We start from the raw sequence: 22,212 nt of genomic DNA, 5'->3' as shown, positions 1-22,212 counted from the left end.
CGGTTGTCACGCCAGTGGCATTGCCGAGTAGCTAAGTGTGGAAGAGATAACCGCTGAAAGCATCTAAGCGGGAAACTCGTTTCAAGATGAGATCTGCCGGGGCCTTGAGCCCCCTGAAGAGTCGTTCAAGACCAGGACGTTGATAGGTCAGGTGTGGAAGCGCAGTAATGCGTTAAGCTAACTGATACTAATTGCTCGTGCGGCTTGACCCTATAACTTTGATCAATCTGATCAAGGTGTTATGCCAAGTTGACGCATTCAAAATAATTCGCCAAAAGCTGATTCCAAACTCTATGAATTCGTTCTCCTGATCGTGTGATCAGCAGAACAACCATTTATGCCTGATGACCATAGCGAGTTGGTACCACTCCTTCCCATCCCGAACAGGACAGTGAAACGACTCAGCGCCGATGATAGTGCGGGTTCCCGTGTGAAAGTAGGTCATCGTCAGGCTCTTACAGCCCAGAAAACCCCAGTCAGCAATGACTGGGGTTTTTTGCTTTGCGCGACGTAAAAGAACACGCAAAACAAGAGCGAATCAACAGACAAAAAAGCGCCAATCTCGAAGAGACGGCGCTTTTTTATTGCTGCAACAGCTCGCAATCAGGCGTTGCGGACGCCAAAAGCATCTGACTGCGCCGCCCCAGCCGCAACCAGCTCCGACAGAAGATCGTTCGTCAAAGCATCCAGAGACTCATCTGCAAAGAATCGAGCCCGGATTCGTTCGAAGTACGGCGTACCCAGTAGCCAACCAGCCCACTCCCCCCACGACACAGCCTGCAGCTCCAAAAGCTTGAACTTCATCAACACCTTCAGCGCATGACGGGCGTGCTTCAAAGGATCTCGCTCCAAGCCAGCCAGGCGCTTGCGTGCCGTCTCTAATGCACGATCGACATCGGCGAAGACTCCGCCATGTCCCGGAATGACCTGCCGAGGTGCCAGCTTTTCGATCAGATCGAGCGTCGCCCCGATATCCGCGAAAGACGGCTCACCCATCAATTCCGGAAAAGCGATACCAAACCCGTTTTCCCACAGCGCATCCGCAGAAATCAGGGTTTGCGATGCCGGATCGAACAGGATCACTGAATGTGGATCGTGGCCTGGAGCGCCATGCACTTGCCAGGCGCTGTCGCCCAACAGGCATTCCGTGCCCGGTTCGAGCAATCCAGTGAAGCCGAAGCGTGGGCAACTCTGCCCCGTCGCAAGAAAACTCAGACCCTGTACATCCCACCGCTCGACCAGCGCCGCTTCTCCAGGAGGAATGTCCGTTCGCAACGACGGGTAGCGCTGTTGCAGTGCCGCGTTGCCTCCGCAGTGATCGCTGTGCAGATGCGTGTTCAGCACACGATCGAGAGGACGCTCTCCCAATACAGACTCCACCAGGGCCAGCGTCTGATCGGCATGCGTGGCATATCCCGTATCGACCAGCGCCGTTTCCTCTGCCCCTACGAACAGGATGTTGTTCGAAGACAACCACCCCCGTTCGAATACGACGACATTCGCCGGCAGTCCGGCGCTGGCCTCCTCGTGCCCCACGCGCTCAGGCACCGGCGCCGGTGCGCAGCTCGCGTCGCAGGATCTTCCCGACGTTGGTCTTGGGCAGCGACTCGCGGAACTCGATGTGTTTCGGCCGCTTGTAGCCGGTGAGCTGTCCGTTGCAGTACTGGAGCACGGCGTCTTCCGTCAAGGCCGGATCCTTGCGGACCACGAAGACCTTGATGGCTTCGCCTTGCTTCTCGTCCGGTACGCCCACGGCCGCGCATTCGACGACACCCGGGCATAGCGAGATCACGTTCTCCAGTTCGTTGGGGAACACGTTGAAGCCGCTCACCAGGATCATGTCCTTCTTGCGGTCGACGATCCGGCTGTAGCCGTCTTCCTGCATCACGGCGATGTCGCCGGTGCGCATGAAGCCATCGGCGGTGAAGGCCGCTGCCGTCTCGGCGGGCTGGTTGTAATAGCCGGTCATCACGTTCGGGCCCTTGATGCAGAGCTCACCCGCCTGGCCGATCGGCAGCGATTGGCCTTCATCGTCCTTGATCGCAATCTCAATGCTCGGCAACGGCAGGCCGATGGTGCCCGTGAACTTCGTGTTCGACACCGGGTTGTTGGTGCCGATCGCGCAGGTCTCGCTCATGCCCCAGCCTTCGATCATCGGGCAGCCGGTGGCCTCGAACCACTTGCGCGCCGTGCCTTCGGAGGCGGCCATGCCGCCGGCCTGCGACACGAACAGGGTGGAGAAATCGACGGTCTTGAACTCCGGGTGCATCAGCAGCGCATTGAACAAGGTGTTCACCGCCGGCAGCATGTGGAAAGGCCGCTTCTTCAGCACCGCGACGAACTTGTTGAAGTCGCGCGGGTTGGGAATCAGCGTCATGTGCGAACCCTGGCGGATCACCAGCAGGCACAGCGTCAGCGCGAAGATGTGATACAGCGGCAGCGCGGCGATGCTGTTGACCTTCGCCAGGTCACCGGCCCGCGCCAGTGCGGGTGTGAACCACGCTTCGGCCTGCAGGGTGGCGGCCACGATGTTGCGATGGGTGAGCACGGCGCCCTTCGACAAGCCGGTGGTGCCGCCCGTGTACTGCAGGAAGGCGATGGAATCGAGCGTGCTCCGGTCGGGCCCGAGCGTGCGCCCGCGGCCTTCGGCAATCGCCTGCTTGAACGGCGTGACGGTGCGGCCGTCGCTCAAGGGGAGCTTATAGGGCGGCACCATCTTGGCCAGATGGCGCACGGCCACCGTGATCCACGTGCCGTACAGCCCGCCGAGCAGGTCACCCATCGCGGTCATCACCACGTGCTTGACCGGTGTGCGTTCGATCACCTGTTCGAGCGTGGCTGCAAAGTTCTCGAGGATGACGATGGCCGTCGCGCCGGAGTCCTTGAGTTGGTGCTCCAGTTCGCGCGCCGTGTACAGCGGATTGACGTTGACGCAGGTGTAGCCCGCGCGCAGCACGGCGCACATCGTGACCGCGAACTGCGGCACGTTGGGCAGCATGATCGCCACCCGCGCGCCGGGCTCGAGGCCTTGCGACTGCAGCCAGGCACCCATCGCCTTCGAGTGCGTGTCGAGCTCGCCGTACGACATCCAGCGCTCCATGCAGACCGAGAACGGACGGTCCTTGTAGCGGCCGAAGGCCTCGTCGAACATGTGAGGCAGGGAGCGGTACTGCTCCGGATGAATCTCGTGCGGCACGCCGGCCGGGTAGTTCTGTCGCGCGGATGTCTGCATGCAAGCTCCTTTGGCGCGGATTGTGGGAGCCAATGCCTCCCACCCGCCAGCGGGCTTGTCCTAGGGGCGCACACCCGGTGTCGCGCAGGCGATAGCCGCCGTGCGCATCCGGGTCAGTGCAAGGCAATCAGGCGTTGCCGGATTCGCCCGGCAGCAGCACACCGGCCGGGATGTCGGGCTCGACCTCGAGCGCGCGGTACAGCGGCGTGAAGTCGGGGGCCGTGAGGTCGAAGAGCTGTGCGAAGTTCTCGATCACGAAGTAGTTGGCCTGATACGTGTCGATCTTGTACTGCGTGCGCATGGTGCGCAGCAGGTCGAGCGGCAGGCGGTGCGGCTCGGGGCTGCGCACCGCGTGCTGCAGCTCGCCGACCGAACTCAGGATGCCGGCGCCGTAGGCGCGCAGGCCTTCAGGCTGGCGGATCAGGCCGAACTCGACCGTGTACCAGTACAGGCGCGCCAGCTTCTCGCCGGCACCGAGTTCGTGCGCCTTCATGCCACCCTGACCGTAGCGCTGCACGTAGTCGGCGAAGGTCGGATCGAACAGCATCGGCACGTGGCCGAACAGGTCGTGGAACACGTCGGGCTCGACGATGTAGTCGAACTCCTCGGGCTTGCGAATCCAGTCGGTCACCGGGAACTTGCGGTTCGCCAGCAGCGTGAAGAACGGCAGTTCGGGAATCAGCCCCGGCACCGCCACGATCTCCCAGCCGGTGGCGCGGTGCAGGCGTTCGTTGAGTTCCTCGAAGCGCGGGATGCGATCCTTTACGCCGAGCAGCGGCAGCGATTGGACGAAGGCGTCGCAGGCCAGGCCCGGCAGCTGTGCGGCCTGGCGTTCGTACAGCCGCTTGTAGGTGTCGTGGTCGGCCGCCGTGTAGCTGGCCCAGTCCTGCGGGCAGGTGTAGTCGGCTTGCACCGAGCCGCCGCGCGAGTAGTCGCCGCGCGGCGGGCGATCGGATGCGCCATAGACGGCAGGGGTGACAACGGCGGCGGGGGTATCCATGGGGAGTTCGGTCTCTCGGGTTATTTGAGCCAGCGGTCCATCACGCGCTGGAAGTCGCCGCCGGCTTGCTGCAGGTGCAGCCATTGGTCGACATACGATTTGAAAGCGACGTCGTCGCGCGGCAGCATCCAGGCCATCTCGCCGTACTGCAGCGGCTTGTCGGGGTTCACCGCGCACAGTCCGGGCTTGAGCTTCTGCTGCGTGATGGCCTCGGCCGATTCGGTGACGAACACGTCGGCGCGATTGGCCAGGATCTCGTCGAAGATCGTGACGTTCTCGCCGTGCAGCGTGAGCTTGGCGTGCTTGAAGTTGGTGCGGGCGAAGCGTTCGTTGCTGCCGCCCGGGTTGAAGATCACACGGGTCGACGGCTGGTCGATGGCCGCCACGCTCTGGTACTTGGCCACATCGGCGCAGCGCGCAATGGGCGTCTTGCCGTTGACCATGTAGGGCGCGCTGAAGAAGGCGCGCTTCTGGCGGTCGGTGGTCACCGACACGCCACCCACGGCGATGTCGCACTTGCCCGCGCCCAGGTCGGGCAGCAGGTTGGCCCAGGTCGTCTTGACCCACGCTGGCTTCGCGCCGAGGCTGGCGCTGAAGCCGGCCATCAGGTCGACGTCGATGCCTTCGAACGAGGCGTCGGCTTTCTGGAAGCTGAAGGGCCGATAGTCGCCCGGCGTGCAGATGCGCAGCACTGCGGCCTTCTGCACCGTGTCCAGGTGCGAGGCGGCCGGGCCGGCCGCGGTCGGCGCCGAGGCGCAGCCCGAGAGCACGGCAGCTGCGGCGACTGCCGCGACGAAAGTGGTGACGACAGTCGAAGAAGGCGCGTGGCGCATGCCGGGCTCCAGGGCAGTGGTGAAGCGCCTTATTTTGCGGCGCTCAACACGCCACGGCGCATCTGGTCGAGCTCGATGCTCTCGAACAGCGCCTTGAAGTTGCCGTTGCCGAAGCCGTCGTCGCCCTTGCGCTGGATGAACTCGAAGAAGATCGGGCCCAGCTGGTTCTCGCTGAAGATCTGCAGCAGCAGCGCGTCCTTCTTGCCGTCGATCAGGATCTTGCGGCTCTTCAGTTCGGCCACGCTTTCGCCGTGGCCGGGAATGCGCTTGTCGATCAGCTCGTAGTAGGTGTCGATGGTGTCCAGCAGCGTCACGCCGTTGGCGCGCAGCGCGTCGACGCTGGCGTACAGGTCGTCCGAGCCCATGGCGATGTGCTGGATGCCTTCGCCCTTGTACATGTCCAGGTACTCCTGGATCTGGCCGGCCTGTTCCTTGCCTTCTTCGTTGATCGGGATGCGGATCTTGCCGCAGGGGCTGGTCATGGCCTTGCTCTTCACGCCGGTCACCTGGCCTTCGATGTCGAAGTACTTCACTTCGCGGAAGTTGAAGAGCTTCTCGTAGAAATTGGCCCACACGTCCATGCGGCCGCGGTACACGTTGTGCGTCAGGTGGTCGATGTAGGTCAGGCCGTTGCCCTTGCGCACCAGCGCTTCCTGCGACGACACGCCCGGCAGCGCCTCGAAGTCCACGTCGTAGAAGCCGATGTTGCCGATGTCGCCCGCCTTCGCGCCGTTCTTGCCGGGCCAGCGGTCCACCAGATAGATCAGGCTGTCGCCGATGCCCTTGATGGCGGGGATGTTCAGCTCGCCCGGGCCGGCCTTGTCGGCGAAGCCCCAGGCGCCCAGCGAGGTGGCGCGCTCGTAGGCCTGCTTGGCGTCCTGCACGCGGAAGGCGATGGCGCACACGCTCGGGCCGTGCTCGCGCGCGAAACGCTGGGCGAACGAATCGGGTTCGGCGTTCAGGATGAAGTTGATCGTGCCTTGGCGATACAGCAGCACGTTCTTGTGGCGATGCTTGGCGATGGCCACGAAGCCCATGCGCTCGAACACCTTGCCCATGGCGACCGGATCGGGTGCCGCGTATTCGATGAATTCGAAACCGTCGGTGCCCATCGGGTTCTCCCAGGGCGTGAAGGCGGGGGCGTCGGCGAGGCTCATGGATGCTGTCTCCGGAAAGTGGGAAAGTTGTTCAGAAAGGAAAACAAAGGCCCGTGTTCGGGCCGTGCAGCACTGTAGGCCGGAAGGCGTTCAGGTTTTCTGCGTTTCCGGGCGCTGTCGATGGCCATGACGCAGTAAAACTGCAAAAATGATGAAATGGAAGCACTCGACAAGATTGATCGGCTCATTCTGCGCACGCTGCAAGCAGATGGCCGCGCCACCTACGACCAGATCGCGGAGCAGGTCAGCCTGTCGCCCAGCGCCGTGCTGCGGCGGGTCAAGCGGCTCGAGGAGCACAAGGTCATCGACCGCTACGTGGCCCTGGTCCAGCCCGAGGCGGTCGGCCTGGGCCTCACGGCCTACCTGAATGTGCGGCTCGAAAAACACACCGAAAGCCACAAGCGCAACCCCATGGACCTGTTCCGTGCCAGCGTGCAGACCTGGCCCGAGGTGGTCGAGTGCGCGGCGCTCACCGGCGACATGGACTACCTGCTGCGCGTCGTGGTGGCCGACATGGCGCACTACAGCCGCTTCATCATGGACACCCTGCTGAAGCACCCCAGCGTCGAAGACTGCAAGACCAGCTTCGTGCTCGACCGTGTCAAAGCCACAACATCTGTTCCCGTTTAACCACAAATTGGTTGCGGAAAGACCACGGACTCTGGTATCGGGTCACGAATGCGTCCTAAAAGTGTCCCAAAAGTGCCCTTGCGGGTTTGGTGATTAAGGGAAAACCCTTACATTTGAACCATGCTCACCGCCAAGACCCTTCTCAAAGCGTCTCTCGGCCTCGGCTCTTTCCTGAAGGCGCCGATGGTTGAGGCGCAGCCGCGCGCCGTCAGCGCGCCACCCCCCGTCATGGTGCCGACCCGCTCGATCGGCCCGCGCGAACGCGAGCGCATCGCGCGCCACCTGCTCGACCTGACCCCGCACGACCGTTACCTGCGATTCGGCTACGCCGCGGGCGACGAGCAGGTCCTGCGTTATGTCGAAGGCCTGGACTTCGACCGCGACGAACTGTTCGGTATCTACAACCGCCGCCTCGACCTGATCGCGATGGCACACGTGGCCTACGCGCCCGACGACCAGCACAGCGACTGCGCCGAGTTCGGCGTGTCCGTGTCGTCGCACGCCCGTGGCCGCGGCTACGGTGCCCGCCTGTTCGAGCGTGCCGTGGTTGCTGCACGCAACGAAGGCGTGGGCATGCTGTTCATCCATGCGCTGAGCGAAAACGCCGCGATGCTCAAGATCGCCCGCAACGCCGGCGCCACCGTGGTGCGCAGCGGCTCGGAGTCGGAAGCGCACCTGCAGTTGCCCACCGCCACCTTCGACAGCCGCATGAGCGAGATCGCGCTGGAGCACTACGCCGCGGTCGATTTCGCGCTCAAGAGCCGCGCCAAGCAGTTCTGGGCCTTCCTCGCGAGCCTGCAGGAAGTGCGCAGCGGCATGCGCGACGCGCGAGGCAAATCGGCGCAGTGAGCAGGCGAGGGCGGCCTATGCCGGCCGGACGGTAGAGCCTGTCATGCGCAATCCGTTATCCTTGTCTTTCTTCAACTCCGCCCTCCCGCAGTGGCCGACCCTCACCCTGAACGCGCTCCCGTCGAACGGGAAGACAAGCGCGGCTTTCTCCAGAAGCTCGCCGAATTCATCCACCCCGGTCCCGATTCGCGCGACGAGCTGATCGAAACCTTGGCCGACGCCGAGGACAACGAGGTGATCGGCGCCGAATCGCGCGTGATGCTCGAAGGCGTGCTGCGCATGGCCGACATGACGGCCGGTGACGTGATGGTCGCGGCGCCGCGCATGGACCTCGTGAACATCGACGCGCCCTTCGACGCGATGCTGCACGCCGTGATCCAGACCGCGCACTCGCGCTTTCCGGTCTACGAGGGCGAAAAAGAAAACATCATCGGCATCCTGCTCGCGAAGGACCTGCTCAAGCTGCAGCGCGCGCCGGGGCTGAACATCCGTGCGCTGCTGCGTCCGGCCACCTTCGTGCCCGAGAGCAAGGGCCTGAACGACCTGTTGCGTGAATTCCGCGGCAACCGCAACCACCTGGCCATCGTCATCGACGAGTTCGGCCGCGTGGCCGGCCTCATCACCATCGAGGACGTGCTCGAGCAGATCGTCGGCGAGATCGAAGATGAATTCGACATCGCCGAAGACGAGGGCGACATCTTCGGTCTGGCCGACCACACCTACCGCGTCTCGGGCGACACGCCCATCGAGCGCGTGGCCGAGGCCTTCGGCATCGTCTTCAACGAAGAACAGCTCAGCGAAGACTTCGACACCATCGGCGGGCTGATCGCGCACGAGATGGGCCATGTGCCCAAGCGCGGCGAGCACCATGCCATCGGCGGCTTCGACTTCGTCGTGCTGCACACCAAGGGCGGCGCGGTGCGCTGGTTCCGGGTGTCGCCGGCGCGCGGCGGCGACGCGGCCGACTGATGCCGGCGCCCGCAGCAGCGGCCCCGGCCCGCGTCTCGCCATCCTCTCCCCCTTCCTCCGCCGCCAGCGGGCTCCTGCGCCTGCTCGGCTTCGGCCTGGCGGGCGTCGCGCAGGCGTTGTCCATCGCCTGGCCCGGCGATGGCCGTCCGCTGTGGTGGCTGCAACTGCTGTCGCTGGCCGGGCTGGTCTGGCTGCTCGACGGCCTGCGCGCGCAGGGCGCGGGCTGGCGCCGCGCCGGCCTGCATGGCTGGGTGTTCGCGACCGCGTGGCTCACCGGCAGCTTCTGGTGGCTCTTCATCTCGATGCACACCTACGGCGGGCTGCCAGCGCCGCTGGCGGTGATCGCTGTGCTCGCGCTGGCCGCGGCGCTCGGGCTCTACTACGCCGTCGCCAGTGCCTGGTTCGTGGTGCGCGGGCCGGCGGGGCGCATCGCGGGCGCCTTCGTGTTCGCGGCGCTGTGGACACTGGCTGAACTGGTGCGCGGCAGCTGGTTCACCGGTTTTCCCTGGGGCGCGGGTGGTTACGCCCATGTCGACGGCCCGCTGGCCGCGCTGGCGCCGTGGGTCGGTGTGTACGGCATTGGCGGTGCCGCCGCGCTGAGCGTGGCGCTGGTCGCACGGCGCCTGCCGCTGCGTGGCATGCCATCGATGGCGCTGGCCGTGGCCCTGGCCGGTGTGATCTTCATGCTGCCCAACCTCGCCTCGCCGCTGCCTGCCGACGCGCGCGGCGCGCAGGGCACCGCTGGCACGCTGCAGGTCGCGCTGCTGCAGGGCAACATCCCGCAGGACGAGAAATTCATTCCGGGCGGCGGCATCGAAACCGCCTTGCGCTGGTACGCCGAACAGCTGCGCGACGCCAAGGCCCAGCTCGTGGTCACGCCCGAAACCGCGCTGCCGCTGCTGCCGCGGCAGTTGCCCGTCGGCTACCTCGACGCCATCCAGGCGCGCTACGGCCAGCCGGGCTCGCAGCAGGCGGCCATCGTCGGCCTGCCGCTGGGCGAGGGGGCGGGCACGTACCGTAACGCCGTGCTCGGTTTCCTGCCCGGTGCGGCGCAGCCCTACGCCTACAGCAAGCACCACCTCGTGCCCTTCGGCGAATTCATTCCGCCGGGCTTTCGCTGGTTCATCCGCATGATGAGCATCCCGCTCGGCGACTTCGAGCGCGGCGGTCTCGCGCAGGCGCCTTTCGTCTGGCAGGGCCAGCGCATCGCGCCCAACATCTGCTACGAAGACTTGTTCGGCGACGAGATCGGCGCGAACTTCCGCGACGAGGCGACGGCGCCGACCATCCTGCTCAACGTCAGCAACATCGCCTGGTTCGGCGACTCGGTCGCCATCGACCAGCACCTGGCCATCTCGCGCATGCGGGCGCTCGAGTTCGCGCGGCCGATGGTGCGCTCCACCAACACCGGCGCGACCGTGGTGATCGATGCCGCGGGCCGTGTCACGCACCAGCTGCCGCGCCTCACGCGCGGCGTGCTCGAGGCGCCGGTCGAAGGCCGACGCGGGCTCACGCCCTTTGCGCGCTGGGTGGCGCCTTTCGGCCTGTGGCCGTTGTGGATCGCGGCGCTTGCGATCGTTGTGCTCGGTGCGGCCTTCTTTCGGCCCGAGCGCACCCGGGGCTGATCGGCACCGGCGGATGCGGGTTCGACGCCACCGTCCATGAAGCACCGCCACAAGCCTGCCGCACCCCCCGCCATTGAAGGCGCAGGCGCCCCTCGTTCCAGAGGCCCGGTGCTCGAGGTCTTCCTTGCTTTCCTTGTGCTGGGCCTGACCTCCTTCGGCGGCCCGGTGGCGCACCTGGGCTACTTCCGCGCGGAGTTCGTGGAACGCCGCAAGTGGCTCGACGACAAGAGCTATTCCGACCTGGTGGCACTGTGCCAGTTCCTGCCCGGACCCGCGAGCAGCCAGGTCGGCATCGCCCTGGGGCTCGGCCGCGCAGGCTGGGGAGGGGCGCTGGCGGCGTGGCTCGGGTTCACGCTGCCTTCCGCCGTGGCGCTCATCCTCTTCGCGGTCGGCGTCACGCGATGGTCGGTCCTGGCGCAATCGGGCGCGGTGCATGGGTTGAAGGTCGTCGCGGTGGCCATCGTGGCGCAGGCGGTGTGGGGCATGGCGAAGTCGCTGTGCCCCGACCGGCTGCGCGCGGGCGTGGCCATCGTTGCGGCGCTGCTGGTGCTCGCGGTGCCTTCGGCCATCGGGCAGATCGCTGCCATCGTCGCCGGTGGCGTTGTCGGCCTGTGGGCGGTGCAGCTGGGCCAGCTTCCCACGGCGCAGCACCGCGACTACGGCGTGAGCAGGGCGACCGGCGCCACGTTGCTGGGCGTGTTCCTCGTCCTGCTCGTTGGACTGCCGATGCTGGCTGCGGCGGTGGAGTCGTCGGCGCTGTCGGTCGCGGCCTCTTTCTACCGGGCGGGTGCCTTGGTGTTCGGCGGCGGACACGTCGTGCTGCCCTTGCTGCAGGCCGGCGTGGTGCCCACAGGCTTGGTCTCGAACGATGTGTTCCTGGCCGGCTACGGCGCAGCCCAGGCCGTGCCGGGGCCCTTGTTCACCTTCGCAGCCTTCCTCGGCGCTGCCATGCCACCGCCGCTCGGTGGCTGGGTGGGCGGCATGGCGCTGCTGCTGGCCATCTTCCTGCCCGCCTTTCTGCTGGTGGCCGGCGCGCTGCCGTTCTGGGAGACGCTGCGCCAGCGCGGTGGCGTCCAGCGCGCGATGGCCGGTGTGAATGCGGCGGTCGTCGGTGTGTTGCTCGCGGCGCTCTACGACCCGGTGTGGACGAGCGCCATTCATTCGAAGGCCGACTTCGGCCTCGCGCTGGCGGCGTTCGGGTTGCTGGTGTACGCGCGAATGTCACCAGTGCTGGTGGTCGTGCTGGCGGCGGTGGCGGGCTGGCTGCTGGCCCTTCTGTGAAGGCTGCGCTGCAGGCCGATGCGGCTATGCCAGGGCGCGATCGATCACGTAGAGCCAGCTTCCATCCGGCTGTTGCCGCGCCACCTCGGCGCTGCTGCCGCGCGCCAGCACGGTGCCCGGTGGGTCGCTGATCGTCCACTCGGCACTCAGCAGTGCGATGTCGCCGCAGACCATGCAGGAGGCGTTGCGCGACACCATGTGGCCGGGCGCAAGAATCAGCTGCTCGAATGCAGCCCTGAGCGCCGCGTGCCCCTGCAGCGGCTGCGCCGCATCGTGCGGATGCAGTGCCGCGTCGGGCTCGTAGAGGCTCAGCAGCGCGGCGACGTCCCGGCGGTTGAAGGCCTGTGCGAAGGCGGGATTGATGTCGGCAGGGCGTGCTATCTTGGTCATGGTGCGAAGGCCGCGCAGGGCGCGTGAGAGAGGTCGTGAAGCGGGAGGCCCGAGTGAATCACCGCGCCGCAGCACTATCCAAATGGAAACCCCATGGCGTCGTCTGTCGGAACCTCCCATGCGCTACCGGAACTGGATGTGCCCGCGCGCGTGTTGCCGGTGGACTGCCCGGTCGAAGACTGGCTGCAGTTTCTCGGGCATCGTTGGAACGCCCTGCTGCTGTGGCACCTGAACGTCGGCGAGCTTCGCCACGGCGAGTTGATGGCGGCGCTGCCCGGCGTCACGGCCAAGGTGCTGTCCGAACGGCTGACGCAGATGGAGCGGCGCGGCCTGGTGGTGCGGCGCACGTCGGCGGGCTTTCCGCGCGTGGTGAGCTACGGCCTGACGGCGCAGGCCCGCGCGCTCGTCCCCGTGCTCGATGCGCTGGAGTTGTGGGCGAAGCAGCCGGACCGTGCATGACCGCATGCCATGCCGGCATGCGGCGGCAGGGCACGCGGGCATGGTTCATGTATCTTCCTCGCCGCCTCGAGAAATCATCCTCAAACCAAGGAGTCCGTATGTACTTTTCTACCCATTTCCGTGCCTTTGCGGCCGGTGCCGCACTGCTCGCGGCCAGCGCGCTCGCGCAGGCCCAGCAGGCGCTGCCGAACGTGGTGATCCTGGCCACAGGCGGGACCATCGCCGGCGCCGGCGCGTCGGCCGTCAACAGCGCCACCTATGCGGCCGCCAAGGTCGGCGTCGAGAAGCTGATCGCCGGCCTGCCCGAGCTGTCCAAGGCCGCCAACGTGCGCGGCGAGCAGGTGTTCCAGGTCGCATCGGAAAGCCTCACCAACGACAACCTGCTGACGCTGGCCAAGCGCGTCTCGGCGCTGTCCAAGCAGTCGGACGTCGATGGCATCGTCATCACCCACGGCACCGACACGCTGGAAGAAACCGCCTACTTCCTGACGCTCACCGTGCACACCAACAAGCCGATCGTGGTGATCGGCTCGATGCGCCCGGGCACGGCCCTGTCGGCCGACGGCGCGCTCAACCTGTACGACGCCGTCACGGTGGCCGGCAGCAAGGACGCGATGGGCAAGGGCGTGCTGGTGACGATGGGCGACAACATCGACAGCGGCCGCGACGTGAGCAAGAACGTCAACATCAAGACCAGCGCGTTCTCCAGCCAGTGGGGTCCGCTGGGCATGGTGGTCGAGGGCAAGAACTACTGGTTCCGCGCGCCGGTCAAGCGCCACACCATGAACTCGGAGTTCGACATCGACAGCATCACCGCGCTGCCGCCGGTCGAAATCGCCATGGGCTACGAAGGCGTGTCGTCGATCGCCATCGACGCCATCGCCAAGAGTGGCGCCAAGGCGCTGATCCACGGCGGCACGGGCAACGGCTCCGTGGCTGACCGCATCGTGCCGAACCTGCAGAAGGCGCGCACCGACGGCGTGATCGTGATTCGCAGCTCGCGCGTGCCCGACGGCTTCGTGATCCGCAATGCCGAGCAGCCCGACGACAAGTACGACTGGGTGGTGGCGCACGACCTGCGTCCGCAGAAGGCGCGCATCCTGGCGATGGTGGCTTTGACCAAGACCAACAACACCAAGGAACTGCAGCGCATCTTCTGGGAGTACTGATTCGCCCCCAGGCTGCGCGCACTTCGTGTCGCTTCGCCTGCCCCCGTCCGGGGGCAACACCTGTGGCCCGGCGAAGCCGGTTCCACGGTGTTTCTGGAAGACCCGCCTGGGCTGCGCCCGGCGGGTTTTTTTGTTTTCAGCGCAGCGCGCGTTCCTTGCGGTGCCGTGCGTATTCGAGGCTGCTGACGCACACCAGCAGCCAGCCCAGGCCGGTCAGCAGGCCGGCGGCGACATCGCTCGCGAAATGCACCTGCAGGAAGATCCGGCTGCAGGCGATGGTGACGATGGCCGCCGCCGTGGCCATGGCGACCGGCACATGCCAGCGCGCGGGCAGCAGCCGCAGCGCGAGGTACAGCAGCATCCCGTAGCTCACGATCGCGCCCGAGCTGTGGCCGCTGGGAAAGCTGAAGCTCGTTTCCAGCGCCAACCCGTGGTCATGCACCGGCCGGGCGCGCGCAAAGATGTGCTTGAGCGCGGGGTTCAGCACCACGATGCCGCCGAGTGCGACGACCCAGCCCAGCGCCAGCCCGCGGTGTGCGTTGCGCCACAGCAGCAGCGCGACCACGACGGCCACGGGCGCGAGCAGTTGCGCGTCGCCCAGGTGCGTGAGCCAGCTGAAGCTGACGAGCGCGGCCCACGGCACATGGGTGGCGATGGCATCGGCCAGCGCCTGGTCGGCGCGGCCCATGGTGCGGCCGTCGCCGAGGTGCGAGGCGATCCACGCGACCAGCACCGCCGCCGCGAGGATCAGCACGAAACCCAGGCCCAGGCCGAGCGCCAGTCGCGATTCGTCGGGCTCGCCGGTGTCGGGCAGGGGATGGCGCCGTTGCAGCATCCGGCAGGCGAGGCCGGTGCCGAGCACCGACACCACCAGCACGAGCGAGAACCAGGCCAGGGCGTGTTCGCCCAGCTGTTGTGCAAGAAGAATCAAGGGGGAAGAAGAAAGAGAAAGGGTGTCCGCAGGAGGCATGCGGCGCAACCCTAAGGGCCCGCCGCGCGGCTGGCAAGCGGAAGCCGCACGAGGTCGACGGGCATGAAGGCCTGGTCGGCCGCCGAGTAGTCCCAGCGTTCGACCACGCAGACGCGCTGCGCGCCGTCGTCGGTCGCTTCTGCGCGCAACAAGTTCACCGAATTCGGCGCGTCCCAGCGCACGCGCGTCGACACGGCGGTGCCGGCCTGCACCGCCCAGGCCATGGGCGGGCAGCCCGGAAAGTGCTCGTCCAGCGGGCGAACGAAGGGCAGGTGGATGTGGCCGCCGACGATCAGGTCCGCGCCCGCCGCCGTCCAACGCATCACGGCGGCCTCGCGGCCGTGCAGGCGGTTCTGTCGGTCTTCGGGGCGTGTCACCAGCACCGGCTGGTGCGTCACGACTACGCGCACCTGCGAAGGCGTTGCCTGTGCCAGTCGGGCCGCGACCCGCTCGACCTGCGCGGGCGACACCTCGCCGTCCTCGTGCCGGTACCAACGCGTCGTGTTGACCGTGACCACCAGCCAGTGGTCGCTGGCGAACACCGGTTCCAGGTCGGCGCCGAAGGCCGCGCTGTAGCGGGCGTAGGGCGCGAAGACGCGTGCCGCCAGCTGGAACAGCGGGATGTCGTGGTTGCCTGGAATGGCGATCACCGGCGCGGCCAGCCGGTTGGCGAAGGCGCGCGCCGCCGCGAACTGGCGGCGCGTGGCGCGCTGGGTGATGTCGCCCGACAGCAGCACCGCCCGTGGCGCCAGCGCGTGCGCCAGGCGCTCGAGCGCATGCAGCACCTCGGGCTGCTCGGTGCCGAAGTGCGGATCGGACACTTGCAGCAGGCAGGTCATGGCCGCGCCGCCTCCAGCTCGGGCGCACTGTCGGGCCGCACCAGCCACAGCGGATCGGGCGCCACGCGGAACAGCAGCGGCATGTCGACCCAGTCGACCTCGCCGTCGGTCGCGATCTTCACGCGGCGCGGCGTGCGCAGCCGGCCGGCTTTCACCGTCATCGACTCGAAGGGGAAGCTCAGCACCTCGTCGGCATCGCCCAGCCGGCCGAGCGCGCCGCGCACCAGCAGCCCCGGCATGGCCAGCAAGCCGACCGGCTTGAGCGCCACCGCGGTCAGCTGGCCCTGCTCGGGTGCCTCGGCGTGGTCGACGCCCACCTGCATCAGCTGCAGCGGGTTGTTGCCCACGAACAGCGTGGGCGTGCGGATGTCGCGCTCGTGCCCGCGCGAGGCGATGCGCAGGTGCCAGTGGCGATGGCGCCCGCGCAGCACCGTCAGCAGGCCCGAGTAGAACGCGATCCAGCGGTGGCGGCCGAAGCGCGCCTTGTGGCTTTCGCGTTCCTCCAGCAGATCGGCGTACAGGCCCATGCTGGCATTCACCAGAAACACCCGGTCATTCACCAGTCCCACCTGCACGGCCCGGGGCTGCTGTGTCAGGAGCACCTGCAGCGCCTGCGCCGTGTCGCGCGGAATGCCGTGGGTGCGGCTGAAGTAGTTGAAGGTGCCCTGCGGCAGCACGCCGAAGGGGCAGCCGCTGCCGAGCGTGGCCTGGGCCACGGCGTTGATGGTGCCGTCGCCGCCCGCGGCCACCACGACGCCGCCCACGGCGCGGGCGCGTTCGACCGCTTCGCGCGCCAGCGCCTGCACACGGCCGGGGCCGTCGACAAGGAACACGCGGTGCCGGCGACCGTCGGCGGCAAAGGCCTCGTCGATGATCTGCCGGGCCTGCGTGGCGCTTTCGCTGCCGGAGCCGGCATTGAGCACGATGAAAAAGGAAGTGTCGGGGCCGATGTGGGGCGGTGCCATGCAGTGAGAGAGGGGGAAAGCACAGGAAAGTGCCGAAGGCGGCGGAAAACGCAAAAAAGCGTGCGGGGCCGGGCTTTGTCCCACAGCCGCGTCCGCCGCCGGGGCAGCCGGCATCCCGAGCGGCTGTGGGAGAGATGCCCTCCCGCGAACGTAAAATCGTCGCCTTTCGCGGCGTCTGCCGCGCCACCGTCCCGTCCAATGTCCGGCCCCCGACGCCGGCCAGCTTCATGTTGACCTTCCAGCAAATCATTCTCAAACTGCAGTCGTACTGGGCCGACAAGGGCTGTGCGCTCCTGCAACCGTACGACATGGAAGTGGGGGCGGGCACCTCGCACACCGCCACTTTCCTGCGCGCGCTGGGCCCCGAGCCCTGGAAGGCCGCCTACGTGCAGCCCAGCCGCCGCCCCAAGGACGGCCGCTACGGCGAGAACCCCAACCGGCTGCAGCACTACTACCAGTACCAGGTCGTGCTCAAGCCCGCGCCCAGCAACATCCTCGAGCTGTACCTCGGCAGCCTGGAAGCCCTGGGCTTCGACCTGAAGAAGAACGACATCCGCTTCGTGGAAGACGACTGGGAGAACCCCACGCTCGGCGCCTGGGGCCTGGGCTGGGAGGTCTGGCTCAACGGCATGGAGGTGACGCAGTTCACCTACTTCCAGCAGGTCGGCGGCATCGACTGCAAGCCCATCACCGGCGAAATCACCTACGGCCTGGAGCGCCTGGCCATGTACCTGCAGGGCGTGGACAACGTCTACAACCTCACGTGGACCGACGGTCTGAGCTACGGCGACGTCTACAAGCAGAACGAGGTCGAGCAGTCGACCTACAACTTCGAGCACAGCGACGCCGAGTTCCTGTTCACCGCGTTCAACGCGCACGAAAAGCAGGCCAAGCACCTCATGACCGAGCAGCTCGCGCTGCCGGCCTACGAGCAGGTGCTCAAGGCCGCCCACAGTTTCAACCTGCTCGACGCGCGCGGTGCCATCAGCGTGACCGAGCGCGCGGCTTACATCGGCCGCATCCGCAACCTCGCGCGCAGCGTGGCGCAGAGCTATTACGACAGCCGCGAACGCCTGGGCTTCCCGATGGCCCCGCGCGAATGGGTTGCACAGATCGCACCCAAGAAGGCAGCCTGAGCGATGACGACCCCCATGAACAAGAACTCCCTCCTGGTCGAACTGTTTGTCGAAGAGCTGCCGCCCAAGGCGCTGAAGAAGCTCGGCGAAGCCTTTGCCGGCGTGCTGCGCGACCAGCTCGTGGCGCAAGGCCTGGCCGAGGCCGGCTCGGTGCTCACGCCCTACGCCTCGCCGCGCCGTCTTGCCGCGCACCTCACGCACGTGGCCGAGCGCGCCGCCGACAAGGCCGTGTCGCAAAAGCTCATGCCAGTGGCCGTGGGGCTCGACGCCTCGGGCCAGCCCACACCCGCACTGCTCAAGCGCCTGGGTGCGCTGGGCGCCGACGCGTCCGCCGTGCCGGGCCTGAAGCGCGCGATGGACGGCAAGGCCGAAGCCCTGTTCTACGAAAGCACCGCCAAGGGCGCGACGCTGGCCGAAGGCCTGCAGAAGGCGCTGGCCGAAGCCATCGCCAAGCTGCCGATCCCGAAGGTCATGAGCTACCAGCTCGAAAGCGGCTGCGAGCTGCCGGGCTGGAGCAGCGTGAGCTTCGTGCGTCCCGCGCACGGCCTGGTGGCGCTGCACGGCGATGCCGTGGTGGCCATCGAGGCGCTGGGCCTGAAGGCCGGCCGCGACACGCACGGCCACCGCTTCGAGGCGGCCGTCGATCCTGTGGCGCTGCGCGACGCCAACAGCTACGCGCTGCAACTGCAGGACGAAGGCGCCGTCATCGCCAGCTTCGAGGCGCGCCGCGCCGAGATCGCACGCCAGCTTGCGGCGGCTGCGGTCAAGGTCGGTGGCGGCTCGGTGCCGATCCACGACGACGCGCTGCTCGACGAAGTGACCGCGCTGGTCGAACGCCCGAACGTGCTGGTCTGCGGCTTCGAGCCGGAGTTTCTCGAAGTGCCGCAGGAATGCCTCATCCTCACGATGAAGGCCAACCAGAAGTACTTTCCGCTGCTCGATGCGCAAGCCAAGCTGACGAACAAGTTCCTCGTCGTCAGCAACATCACGCCCGACGATGCGAGCGCGGTCATCCAGGGCAACGAGCGCGTGGTGCGCCCGCGCCTGGCCGACGCCAAGTTCTTCTTCGACCAGGACCGCAAGAAATCGCTGGCCTCGCGCGTCGAATCGCTGGGCAAGGTGGTCTATCACAACAAGCTCGGCACGCAGGGCGAGCGCGTGCAGCGCGTGATGCACATCGCGCGCGGCATTGCCGAGAAGCTGGGCGACGCCACGGTGGCCGCGCAGGCCACGCAGGCGGCCCAACTGGCCAAGGCCGACCTCGTGACCGACATGGTCGGCGAGTTCCCCGAGCTGCAAGGCACGATGGGCCGCTACTACGCGCTGCACGACGGGCTCGATGCAGCCGTGGCCGACGCCATCGAAGACCACTACAAGCCGCGCTTCGCCGGCGACGAGCTGCCGCGCAACGGCGTGGGCCTCGTGGTCGCGCTGGCCGACAAGCTCGAGACGCTGGTCGGCATGTTCGGCATCGGCAACCTGCCCACCGGCGACCGCGACCCGTTCGCGCTGCGCCGCCACGCGCTGGGCGTGATCCGCATGCTGATCGAGAAAGACCTCGCGCTGGGGCTCGACGCCCTGCTGCAGGACGCCGCTGCGCAGTTCAGCACCATCGACGGTTTCGACAGCAGCAAGGCCACGGTCGAGCTGCGCGATTTCATCCTCGACCGCCTCGCCGGCAGCCTGCGCGAGCAGGGCGCGAGCGCACAGGAAGTCGACGCCGTGCTGGCGCCGCTGCCGCAGCGCCTGGGCGAAGTGCCCAAGCTGCTGGCCGCCGTGCGCGCCTTCGCCGCGCTGCCCGCCGCTGCCGCTTTGGCTGCCGCCAACAAGCGCATCGGCAACATCCTGAAGAAGGCGCCCGAGGCCGACGCCCACGTCAGCGAGATGCTGCTGCAGGAGCCCGCCGAGAAGGCGCTGCACGCCGCGATGGCGCAGGTCGTGCCCGCCGCCAACGCCCAGTTCGACGCGGGCGACTACACCGGCTCGCTGCAGACGCTGGCTGCGTTGCGCGAACCGGTCGATGCGTTCTTCACGGACGTGATGGTCAATGCCGAGCAGGCCGACCTGAGGCTCAACCGCCTGGGCCTTCTGATGTCGCTGCATGCCGCGATGAACCGCGTCGCGCAGCTCGAACGGCTGGCTGCCTGACGCCGTGCCCCATCCCTCCACCAGGAGCGGTTCCGCCATGAAGCTCGTCATCCTCGACCGCAACGGCACGATCAACGTGCACCGCGAAGATTTCGTCAAGAGCGACATCGAGTGGACGCCGCTGCCCGGTGCGCTCGAGGCCGTGGCGCGGCTCAACCATGCGGGCTGGCATGTGGTGATCGCGTCGAACCAGTCGGGCCTGGGCCGCGGGCTGTTCGACATGGCCTCGCTCAATGCCATGCACGCCAAGATGCACAAGATGCTCGCGGCCGTGGGCGGCAAGGTGGATGCGGTGTTCTATTGCCCGCACAGCCCCGACGAGGACTGCGATTGCCGCAAGCCCAAGGACGGGTTGTTCCTTCAGATCGGCGATCGCTTCGGCATCGACCTGAAGGGCGTGCCGACCGCGGGCGACAGCCTGCGCGACCTGCAGGCCGGCGCGTCCGCCGGCTGCGAGCCGCACCTGCTGCTCACGGGCATGGGCGCGGCCTGCCGCGGGGTCGACCCGCTGCCTTCCGAATATCCGGCGGACACGAGGGTGCATGAAGACCTCGCCGCCTTTGTCGACTTTTTGCTCGCGCGCGAAGCGCGGGCCGCACTGCAGGTGGCTGTCTGATGGCGTTTCTCCGTTCTGTTCTCCACGCCCTGTGGATGCTCGTCACCGTGGTGCCCTGGGGCATCATCATGTGCGTCAGCTCGCTCTGGAAGCGCGGCATTCCGCTGTACTGGATGGCCGTGCGCTGGCTCGGCTGGGCGGTCGACGGTGCGCGCGTCATCATGGGCATCCGCACGCGCGTGACCGGCATGGAAAACCTGCCGACCGACAAGCTCGCGGGCGCGGTGCTGCTGGTCAAGCACCAGTCCACCTTCGAGACCTTCCTGATGCCCACGCTGATGCCGCATCCGCTGGCCTACGTGTTCAAGAAGGAACTGATCTACGTGCCCTTCTTCGGTTGGGCGATGGCGCGGCTGGACATGATCCACATCGACCGCAGCCAGCGCGCGCAGGCCTTCAACAAGGTCGTGAGCCAGGGCCGCAAGCTGCTCGCGCAGGGCATCTGGATCATCATGTTCCCCGAAGGCACGCGCATTCCGCGCGGGCAGAAGGGCACCTACAAGAGCGGCGGCACGCGGCTGGCCTGCGAAACCGGCGTGCCCGTGATCCCGATTGCCGTCACCTCGGCCAAGGTCTGGCCGCGCAAGGCGTTCATCAAGCGTCCCGGCGTGGTCGACGTGTCGATCGGCCCGGCCATTTCGAGCGTGGGCCGCAAGCCCGACGAGCTGATGCGTGAAGTCGAAGCCTGGATCGAGGCCGAGATGCGCCGCCTCGACCCCGAGGCCTACACCGACAGCCAGGCGCAGCCGCAGCAGACCTTGCCGCGCGAAGCGGGCTGAAGCGCCGCCGTCATCACCTACCTGCCCTGAATCGGACCCGACATGCGGGGAATGCTGCAGTTCACCATGGACCTCTTCGAGGGGCTGGGGAGCGAATTCGCGCCGCCGGCACAGGCACCTGCGGTGACGCCGCCGCGGCGGCCGAGGAAAAAGGCGCCAGTGCCCGTGCCTCCTGCGCCGGTGCCGCTGGTGGCCGCCACGCCGTCCACCGAATCCGTCGTCGATGCACGTCCTGCGGTGCCGCTGGCCGACACGCTGACGCTGGCGCATTTCGTCCACCCGCAAGCCACGCGCGAAGTGGTGCTGGGGTCGGCGCGCGTGGCCTACGAGTTCAAGCGCGGGCAGCGCAAGACCATCGGCTTTCTGGTCGGCGCGGAAGGGCTGTCGGTGCGTGCGCCGCGTTGGGTCACGCTGCGCGACGTCGATGCGGCGGTGCGCGAGAAGGCCGACTGGATCCTGCGCAAGCTGGCGGAGACGCAGCAACGCAATGCACGCGTCGAGGCCACGCGGATTGCCTGGGAAGACGGCGCGGAGTTTCCTTTTCTGGGGGAGCCTGTGGTGATCCGGCTGGATCCGAAGCATGGGTTTGCCAGTGTGGGCGGGACGCTCGATCCTGCCGTCGAAGGGGGCGGGCCGCGCACGCTGCGGCTGGCGGTGGCGCAGAACGCGGCACCTTCGCAGATTCGGGATGCGGCGCAGGCCTGGTTGATGCGGCAGGCGCGGAAGCTGTTCATCGAGCGGCTGGATCACTTTGCGCCGCTTCTTGGCGTGTCATGGCAGAAGCTGTCGCTCTCCAATGCTGCGACGCGGTGGGGGAGTGCGAGTGCGGATGGGTCTATCCGGCTGAACTGGCGATTGATCCACTTTCGTTTGCCTGTTGTCGACTACGTCGTGGCGCATGAACTGGCGCATCTGCGGGTGATGGATCACTCGCATCGGTTCTGGGAAACTGTTGAGAGTGTTGTGCCTGATTACGGGGTGCTGAGGCAGCAGCTGAAGGATGAGGCTGTGCCTCGGTGGGGCTGACTGGCTTCTTTTTTTCCCGGGGCCGGGTCTCGCCCCGGCGGGCGACTTACTTTCTTTTGCTTCGCCAAAAGAAAGTAAGCAAAGAAAAGGCGACCCCACTGTCTGCGACCCCTTCGCTGCGCTCCGGGGCAACCTGCGG

Annotated in this window: 21 protein-coding genes and 2 rRNA genes; 14 read left to right on the top strand and 9 right to left on the bottom strand. The window is 67.0% G+C overall.

The annotated features are described in order from the left end of the window. A 23S ribosomal RNA gene (locus D3H34_RS29530) occupies positions 1-212 on the top strand; the annotation flags it as partial. Positions 213-340: 128 nt separating this feature from the next. Next, positions 341-453: ribosomal RNA gene (rrf, locus tag D3H34_RS29525) — 5S ribosomal RNA — on the top strand. Positions 454-603: 150 nt separating this feature from the next. Here rrf and D3H34_RS29520 read toward each other — a convergent pair. The 5 genes from D3H34_RS29520 to hppD all read right to left on the bottom strand — a co-directional run bounded on the left by D3H34_RS29520 (position 604) and on the right by hppD (position 6,222). After that, the gene (locus D3H34_RS29520) at positions 604-1,548 is read right to left on the bottom strand and encodes an MBL fold metallo-hydrolase (protein WP_434057720.1); all 945 of its coding nucleotides are present in this window, start codon (positions 1,546-1,548) and stop codon (positions 604-606) included. Next, positions 1,541-3,232, bottom strand: a complete 1,692-nt coding sequence (locus D3H34_RS29515) for an AMP-binding protein (protein WP_119558249.1) — start codon at positions 3,230-3,232, stop codon at positions 1,541-1,543. The genes D3H34_RS29520 and D3H34_RS29515 overlap by 8 nt, the downstream gene beginning before the upstream one ends. Positions 3,233-3,359: 127 nt before the next feature. After that, on the bottom strand, positions 3,360-4,232 hold the full coding sequence (gene phhA, locus D3H34_RS29510; protein WP_119558247.1) for a phenylalanine 4-monooxygenase: 873 nt from the start codon (positions 4,230-4,232) through the stop codon (positions 3,360-3,362). Between the two features lie 20 nt (positions 4,233-4,252). Continuing rightward, the gene (locus D3H34_RS29505) at positions 4,253-5,065 is read right to left on the bottom strand and encodes a transporter substrate-binding domain-containing protein (protein WP_119558245.1); all 813 of its coding nucleotides are present in this window, start codon (positions 5,063-5,065) and stop codon (positions 4,253-4,255) included. A 29-nt stretch (positions 5,066-5,094) separates the two neighbouring features. Further along, on the bottom strand, positions 5,095-6,222 hold the full coding sequence (hppD, locus tag D3H34_RS29500) for a 4-hydroxyphenylpyruvate dioxygenase (RefSeq protein WP_119558243.1): 1,128 nt from the start codon (positions 6,220-6,222) through the stop codon (positions 5,095-5,097). Between the two features lie 156 nt (positions 6,223-6,378). On the opposite strand from hppD, the gene D3H34_RS29495 reads away from it, so the two are divergent. From D3H34_RS29495 to chrA, 5 genes are all read left to right on the top strand, one after another. After that, positions 6,379-6,852 (top strand): Lrp/AsnC family transcriptional regulator, encoded by a 474-nt coding sequence (locus D3H34_RS29495; protein ID WP_119558241.1) that lies wholly within the window; start codon positions 6,379-6,381, stop codon positions 6,850-6,852. Between the two features lie 120 nt (positions 6,853-6,972). Further along, on the top strand, positions 6,973-7,701 hold the full coding sequence (locus D3H34_RS29490; protein ID WP_119558239.1) for a GNAT family N-acetyltransferase: 729 nt from the start codon (positions 6,973-6,975) through the stop codon (positions 7,699-7,701). Positions 7,702-7,791: 90 nt separating this feature from the next. Then, positions 7,792-8,670, top strand: a complete 879-nt coding sequence (locus tag D3H34_RS29485) for a CorC family transporter (RefSeq protein WP_119558237.1) — start codon at positions 7,792-7,794, stop codon at positions 8,668-8,670. Continuing rightward, the gene (lnt, locus tag D3H34_RS29480; RefSeq protein WP_119558235.1) at positions 8,670-10,295 is read left to right on the top strand and encodes an apolipoprotein N-acyltransferase; all 1,626 of its coding nucleotides are present in this window, start codon (positions 8,670-8,672) and stop codon (positions 10,293-10,295) included. Before D3H34_RS29485 ends, lnt begins: the two co-directional genes overlap by 1 nt. A gap of 36 nt (positions 10,296-10,331) precedes the next feature. Beyond that, positions 10,332-11,576 (top strand): chromate efflux transporter, encoded by a 1,245-nt coding sequence (gene chrA, locus D3H34_RS29475; RefSeq protein WP_119558233.1) that lies wholly within the window; start codon positions 10,332-10,334, stop codon positions 11,574-11,576. Between the two features lie 24 nt (positions 11,577-11,600). Here chrA and D3H34_RS29470 read toward each other — a convergent pair whose 3' ends face one another. Beyond that, on the bottom strand, positions 11,601-11,966 hold the full coding sequence (locus D3H34_RS29470) for a YybH family protein (RefSeq protein ID WP_167481297.1): 366 nt from the start codon (positions 11,964-11,966) through the stop codon (positions 11,601-11,603). Between the two features lie 93 nt (positions 11,967-12,059). On the opposite strand from D3H34_RS29470, the gene D3H34_RS29465 reads away from it, so the two are divergent. Both D3H34_RS29465 and D3H34_RS29460 read left to right on the top strand, forming a co-directional pair. After that, entirely contained in the window at positions 12,060-12,425 is a 366-nt protein-coding gene (locus tag D3H34_RS29465; protein WP_119558231.1) for a winged helix-turn-helix transcriptional regulator, read from the top strand. A 98-nt stretch (positions 12,426-12,523) separates the two neighbouring features. Then, entirely contained in the window at positions 12,524-13,594 is a 1,071-nt protein-coding gene (locus D3H34_RS29460) for an asparaginase (protein WP_119558229.1), read from the top strand. Positions 13,595-13,730: 136 nt separating this feature from the next. On the opposite strand, the gene D3H34_RS29455 is transcribed toward D3H34_RS29460, so the two are convergent. The 3 genes from D3H34_RS29455 to D3H34_RS29445 are packed head-to-tail and all read right to left on the bottom strand — an operon-like array spanning position 13,731 to position 16,368. Beyond that, positions 13,731-14,564 carry a phosphatase PAP2 family protein gene (locus D3H34_RS29455; protein ID WP_119558253.1) on the bottom strand — a complete coding sequence of 278 codons (834 nt, stop codon included), beginning with the start codon at positions 14,562-14,564 and terminating at the stop codon, positions 13,731-13,733. Positions 14,565-14,575: 11 nt separating this feature from the next. Continuing rightward, the gene (locus tag D3H34_RS29450) at positions 14,576-15,403 is read right to left on the bottom strand and encodes a metallophosphoesterase family protein (RefSeq protein ID WP_119558227.1); all 828 of its coding nucleotides are present in this window, start codon (positions 15,401-15,403) and stop codon (positions 14,576-14,578) included. After that, the gene (locus D3H34_RS29445) at positions 15,400-16,368 is read right to left on the bottom strand and encodes a diacylglycerol/lipid kinase family protein (protein WP_119558225.1); all 969 of its coding nucleotides are present in this window, start codon (positions 16,366-16,368) and stop codon (positions 15,400-15,402) included. The genes D3H34_RS29450 and D3H34_RS29445 overlap by 4 nt, the downstream gene beginning before the upstream one ends. A gap of 227 nt (positions 16,369-16,595) precedes the next feature. On the opposite strand from D3H34_RS29445, the gene glyQ reads away from it, so the two are divergent. Genes glyQ through D3H34_RS29420 form a run of 5 tightly spaced genes read left to right on the top strand, consistent with a single transcriptional unit; the run spans position 16,596 to position 22,073 of the window. Then, the gene (gene glyQ, locus D3H34_RS29440) at positions 16,596-17,504 is read left to right on the top strand and encodes a glycine--tRNA ligase subunit alpha (protein WP_119558223.1); all 909 of its coding nucleotides are present in this window, start codon (positions 16,596-16,598) and stop codon (positions 17,502-17,504) included. A 15-nt stretch (positions 17,505-17,519) separates the two neighbouring features. Next, positions 17,520-19,652: a glycine--tRNA ligase subunit beta gene (gene glyS / locus D3H34_RS29435; RefSeq protein WP_119558221.1), complete on the top strand. Its 2,133-nt coding sequence runs from the start codon at positions 17,520-17,522 to the stop codon at positions 19,650-19,652. 37 nt (positions 19,653-19,689) lie between these two features. Beyond that, the gene (gene gmhB / locus D3H34_RS29430) at positions 19,690-20,268 is read left to right on the top strand and encodes a D-glycero-beta-D-manno-heptose 1,7-bisphosphate 7-phosphatase (RefSeq protein ID WP_119558219.1); all 579 of its coding nucleotides are present in this window, start codon (positions 19,690-19,692) and stop codon (positions 20,266-20,268) included. After that, positions 20,268-21,047 (top strand): lysophospholipid acyltransferase family protein, encoded by a 780-nt coding sequence (locus D3H34_RS29425; RefSeq protein ID WP_119558217.1) that lies wholly within the window; start codon positions 20,268-20,270, stop codon positions 21,045-21,047. Before gmhB ends, D3H34_RS29425 begins: the two co-directional genes overlap by 1 nt. Positions 21,048-21,089: 42 nt before the next feature. Continuing rightward, a complete protein-coding gene (locus D3H34_RS29420; protein ID WP_434057719.1) occupies positions 21,090-22,073 on the top strand; it encodes a M48 family metallopeptidase in 984 nt (327 codons plus the stop codon). The last annotated feature ends 139 nt before the right edge of the window (positions 22,074-22,212 follow it).

The organism is Acidovorax cavernicola (assembly GCF_003581445.1).
This window is presented reverse-complemented; position numbering and strand designations above follow the sequence as displayed.

Bases quoted from the DNA above. Each gene is read 5' to 3' on its own strand.
- phhA (WP_119558247.1), bottom strand. From the start codon at position 4,232: ATGGATACCCCCGCCGCCGTTGTCACCCCTGCCGTCTATGGCGCATCC.
- D3H34_RS29515 (WP_119558249.1), bottom strand. From the start codon at position 3,232: ATGCAGACATCCGCGCGACAGAACTACCCGGCCGGCGTGCCGCACGAG.
- D3H34_RS29450 (WP_119558227.1), bottom strand. From the start codon at position 15,403: ATGACCTGCCTGCTGCAAGTGTCCGATCCGCACTTCGGCACCGAGCAG.
- chrA (WP_119558233.1), top strand. From the start codon at position 10,332: ATGAAGCACCGCCACAAGCCTGCCGCACCCCCCGCCATTGAAGGCGCA.
- D3H34_RS29470 (WP_167481297.1), bottom strand. From the start codon at position 11,966: ATGACCAAGATAGCACGCCCTGCCGACATCAATCCCGCCTTCGCACAG.
- D3H34_RS29505 (WP_119558245.1), bottom strand. From the start codon at position 5,065: ATGCGCCACGCGCCTTCTTCGACTGTCGTCACCACTTTCGTCGCGGCA.
- D3H34_RS29445 (WP_119558225.1), bottom strand. From the start codon at position 16,368: ATGGCACCGCCCCACATCGGCCCCGACACTTCCTTTTTCATCGTGCTC.
- D3H34_RS29425 (WP_119558217.1), top strand. From the start codon at position 20,268: ATGGCGTTTCTCCGTTCTGTTCTCCACGCCCTGTGGATGCTCGTCACC.
- hppD (WP_119558243.1), bottom strand. From the start codon at position 6,222: ATGAGCCTCGCCGACGCCCCCGCCTTCACGCCCTGGGAGAACCCGATG.
- glyQ (WP_119558223.1), top strand. From the start codon at position 16,596: ATGTTGACCTTCCAGCAAATCATTCTCAAACTGCAGTCGTACTGGGCC.
- D3H34_RS29495 (WP_119558241.1), top strand. From the start codon at position 6,379: ATGGAAGCACTCGACAAGATTGATCGGCTCATTCTGCGCACGCTGCAA.
- D3H34_RS29465 (WP_119558231.1), top strand. From the start codon at position 12,060: ATGGCGTCGTCTGTCGGAACCTCCCATGCGCTACCGGAACTGGATGTG.
- glyS (WP_119558221.1), top strand. From the start codon at position 17,520: ATGAACAAGAACTCCCTCCTGGTCGAACTGTTTGTCGAAGAGCTGCCG.
- D3H34_RS29490 (WP_119558239.1), top strand. From the start codon at position 6,973: ATGCTCACCGCCAAGACCCTTCTCAAAGCGTCTCTCGGCCTCGGCTCT.
- D3H34_RS29455 (WP_119558253.1), bottom strand. From the start codon at position 14,564: ATGCCTCCTGCGGACACCCTTTCTCTTTCTTCTTCCCCCTTGATTCTT.
- lnt (WP_119558235.1), top strand. From the start codon at position 8,670: ATGCCGGCGCCCGCAGCAGCGGCCCCGGCCCGCGTCTCGCCATCCTCT.
- D3H34_RS29460 (WP_119558229.1), top strand. From the start codon at position 12,524: ATGTACTTTTCTACCCATTTCCGTGCCTTTGCGGCCGGTGCCGCACTG.
- gmhB (WP_119558219.1), top strand. From the start codon at position 19,690: ATGAAGCTCGTCATCCTCGACCGCAACGGCACGATCAACGTGCACCGC.
- D3H34_RS29420 (WP_434057719.1), top strand. From the start codon at position 21,090: ATGCGGGGAATGCTGCAGTTCACCATGGACCTCTTCGAGGGGCTGGGG.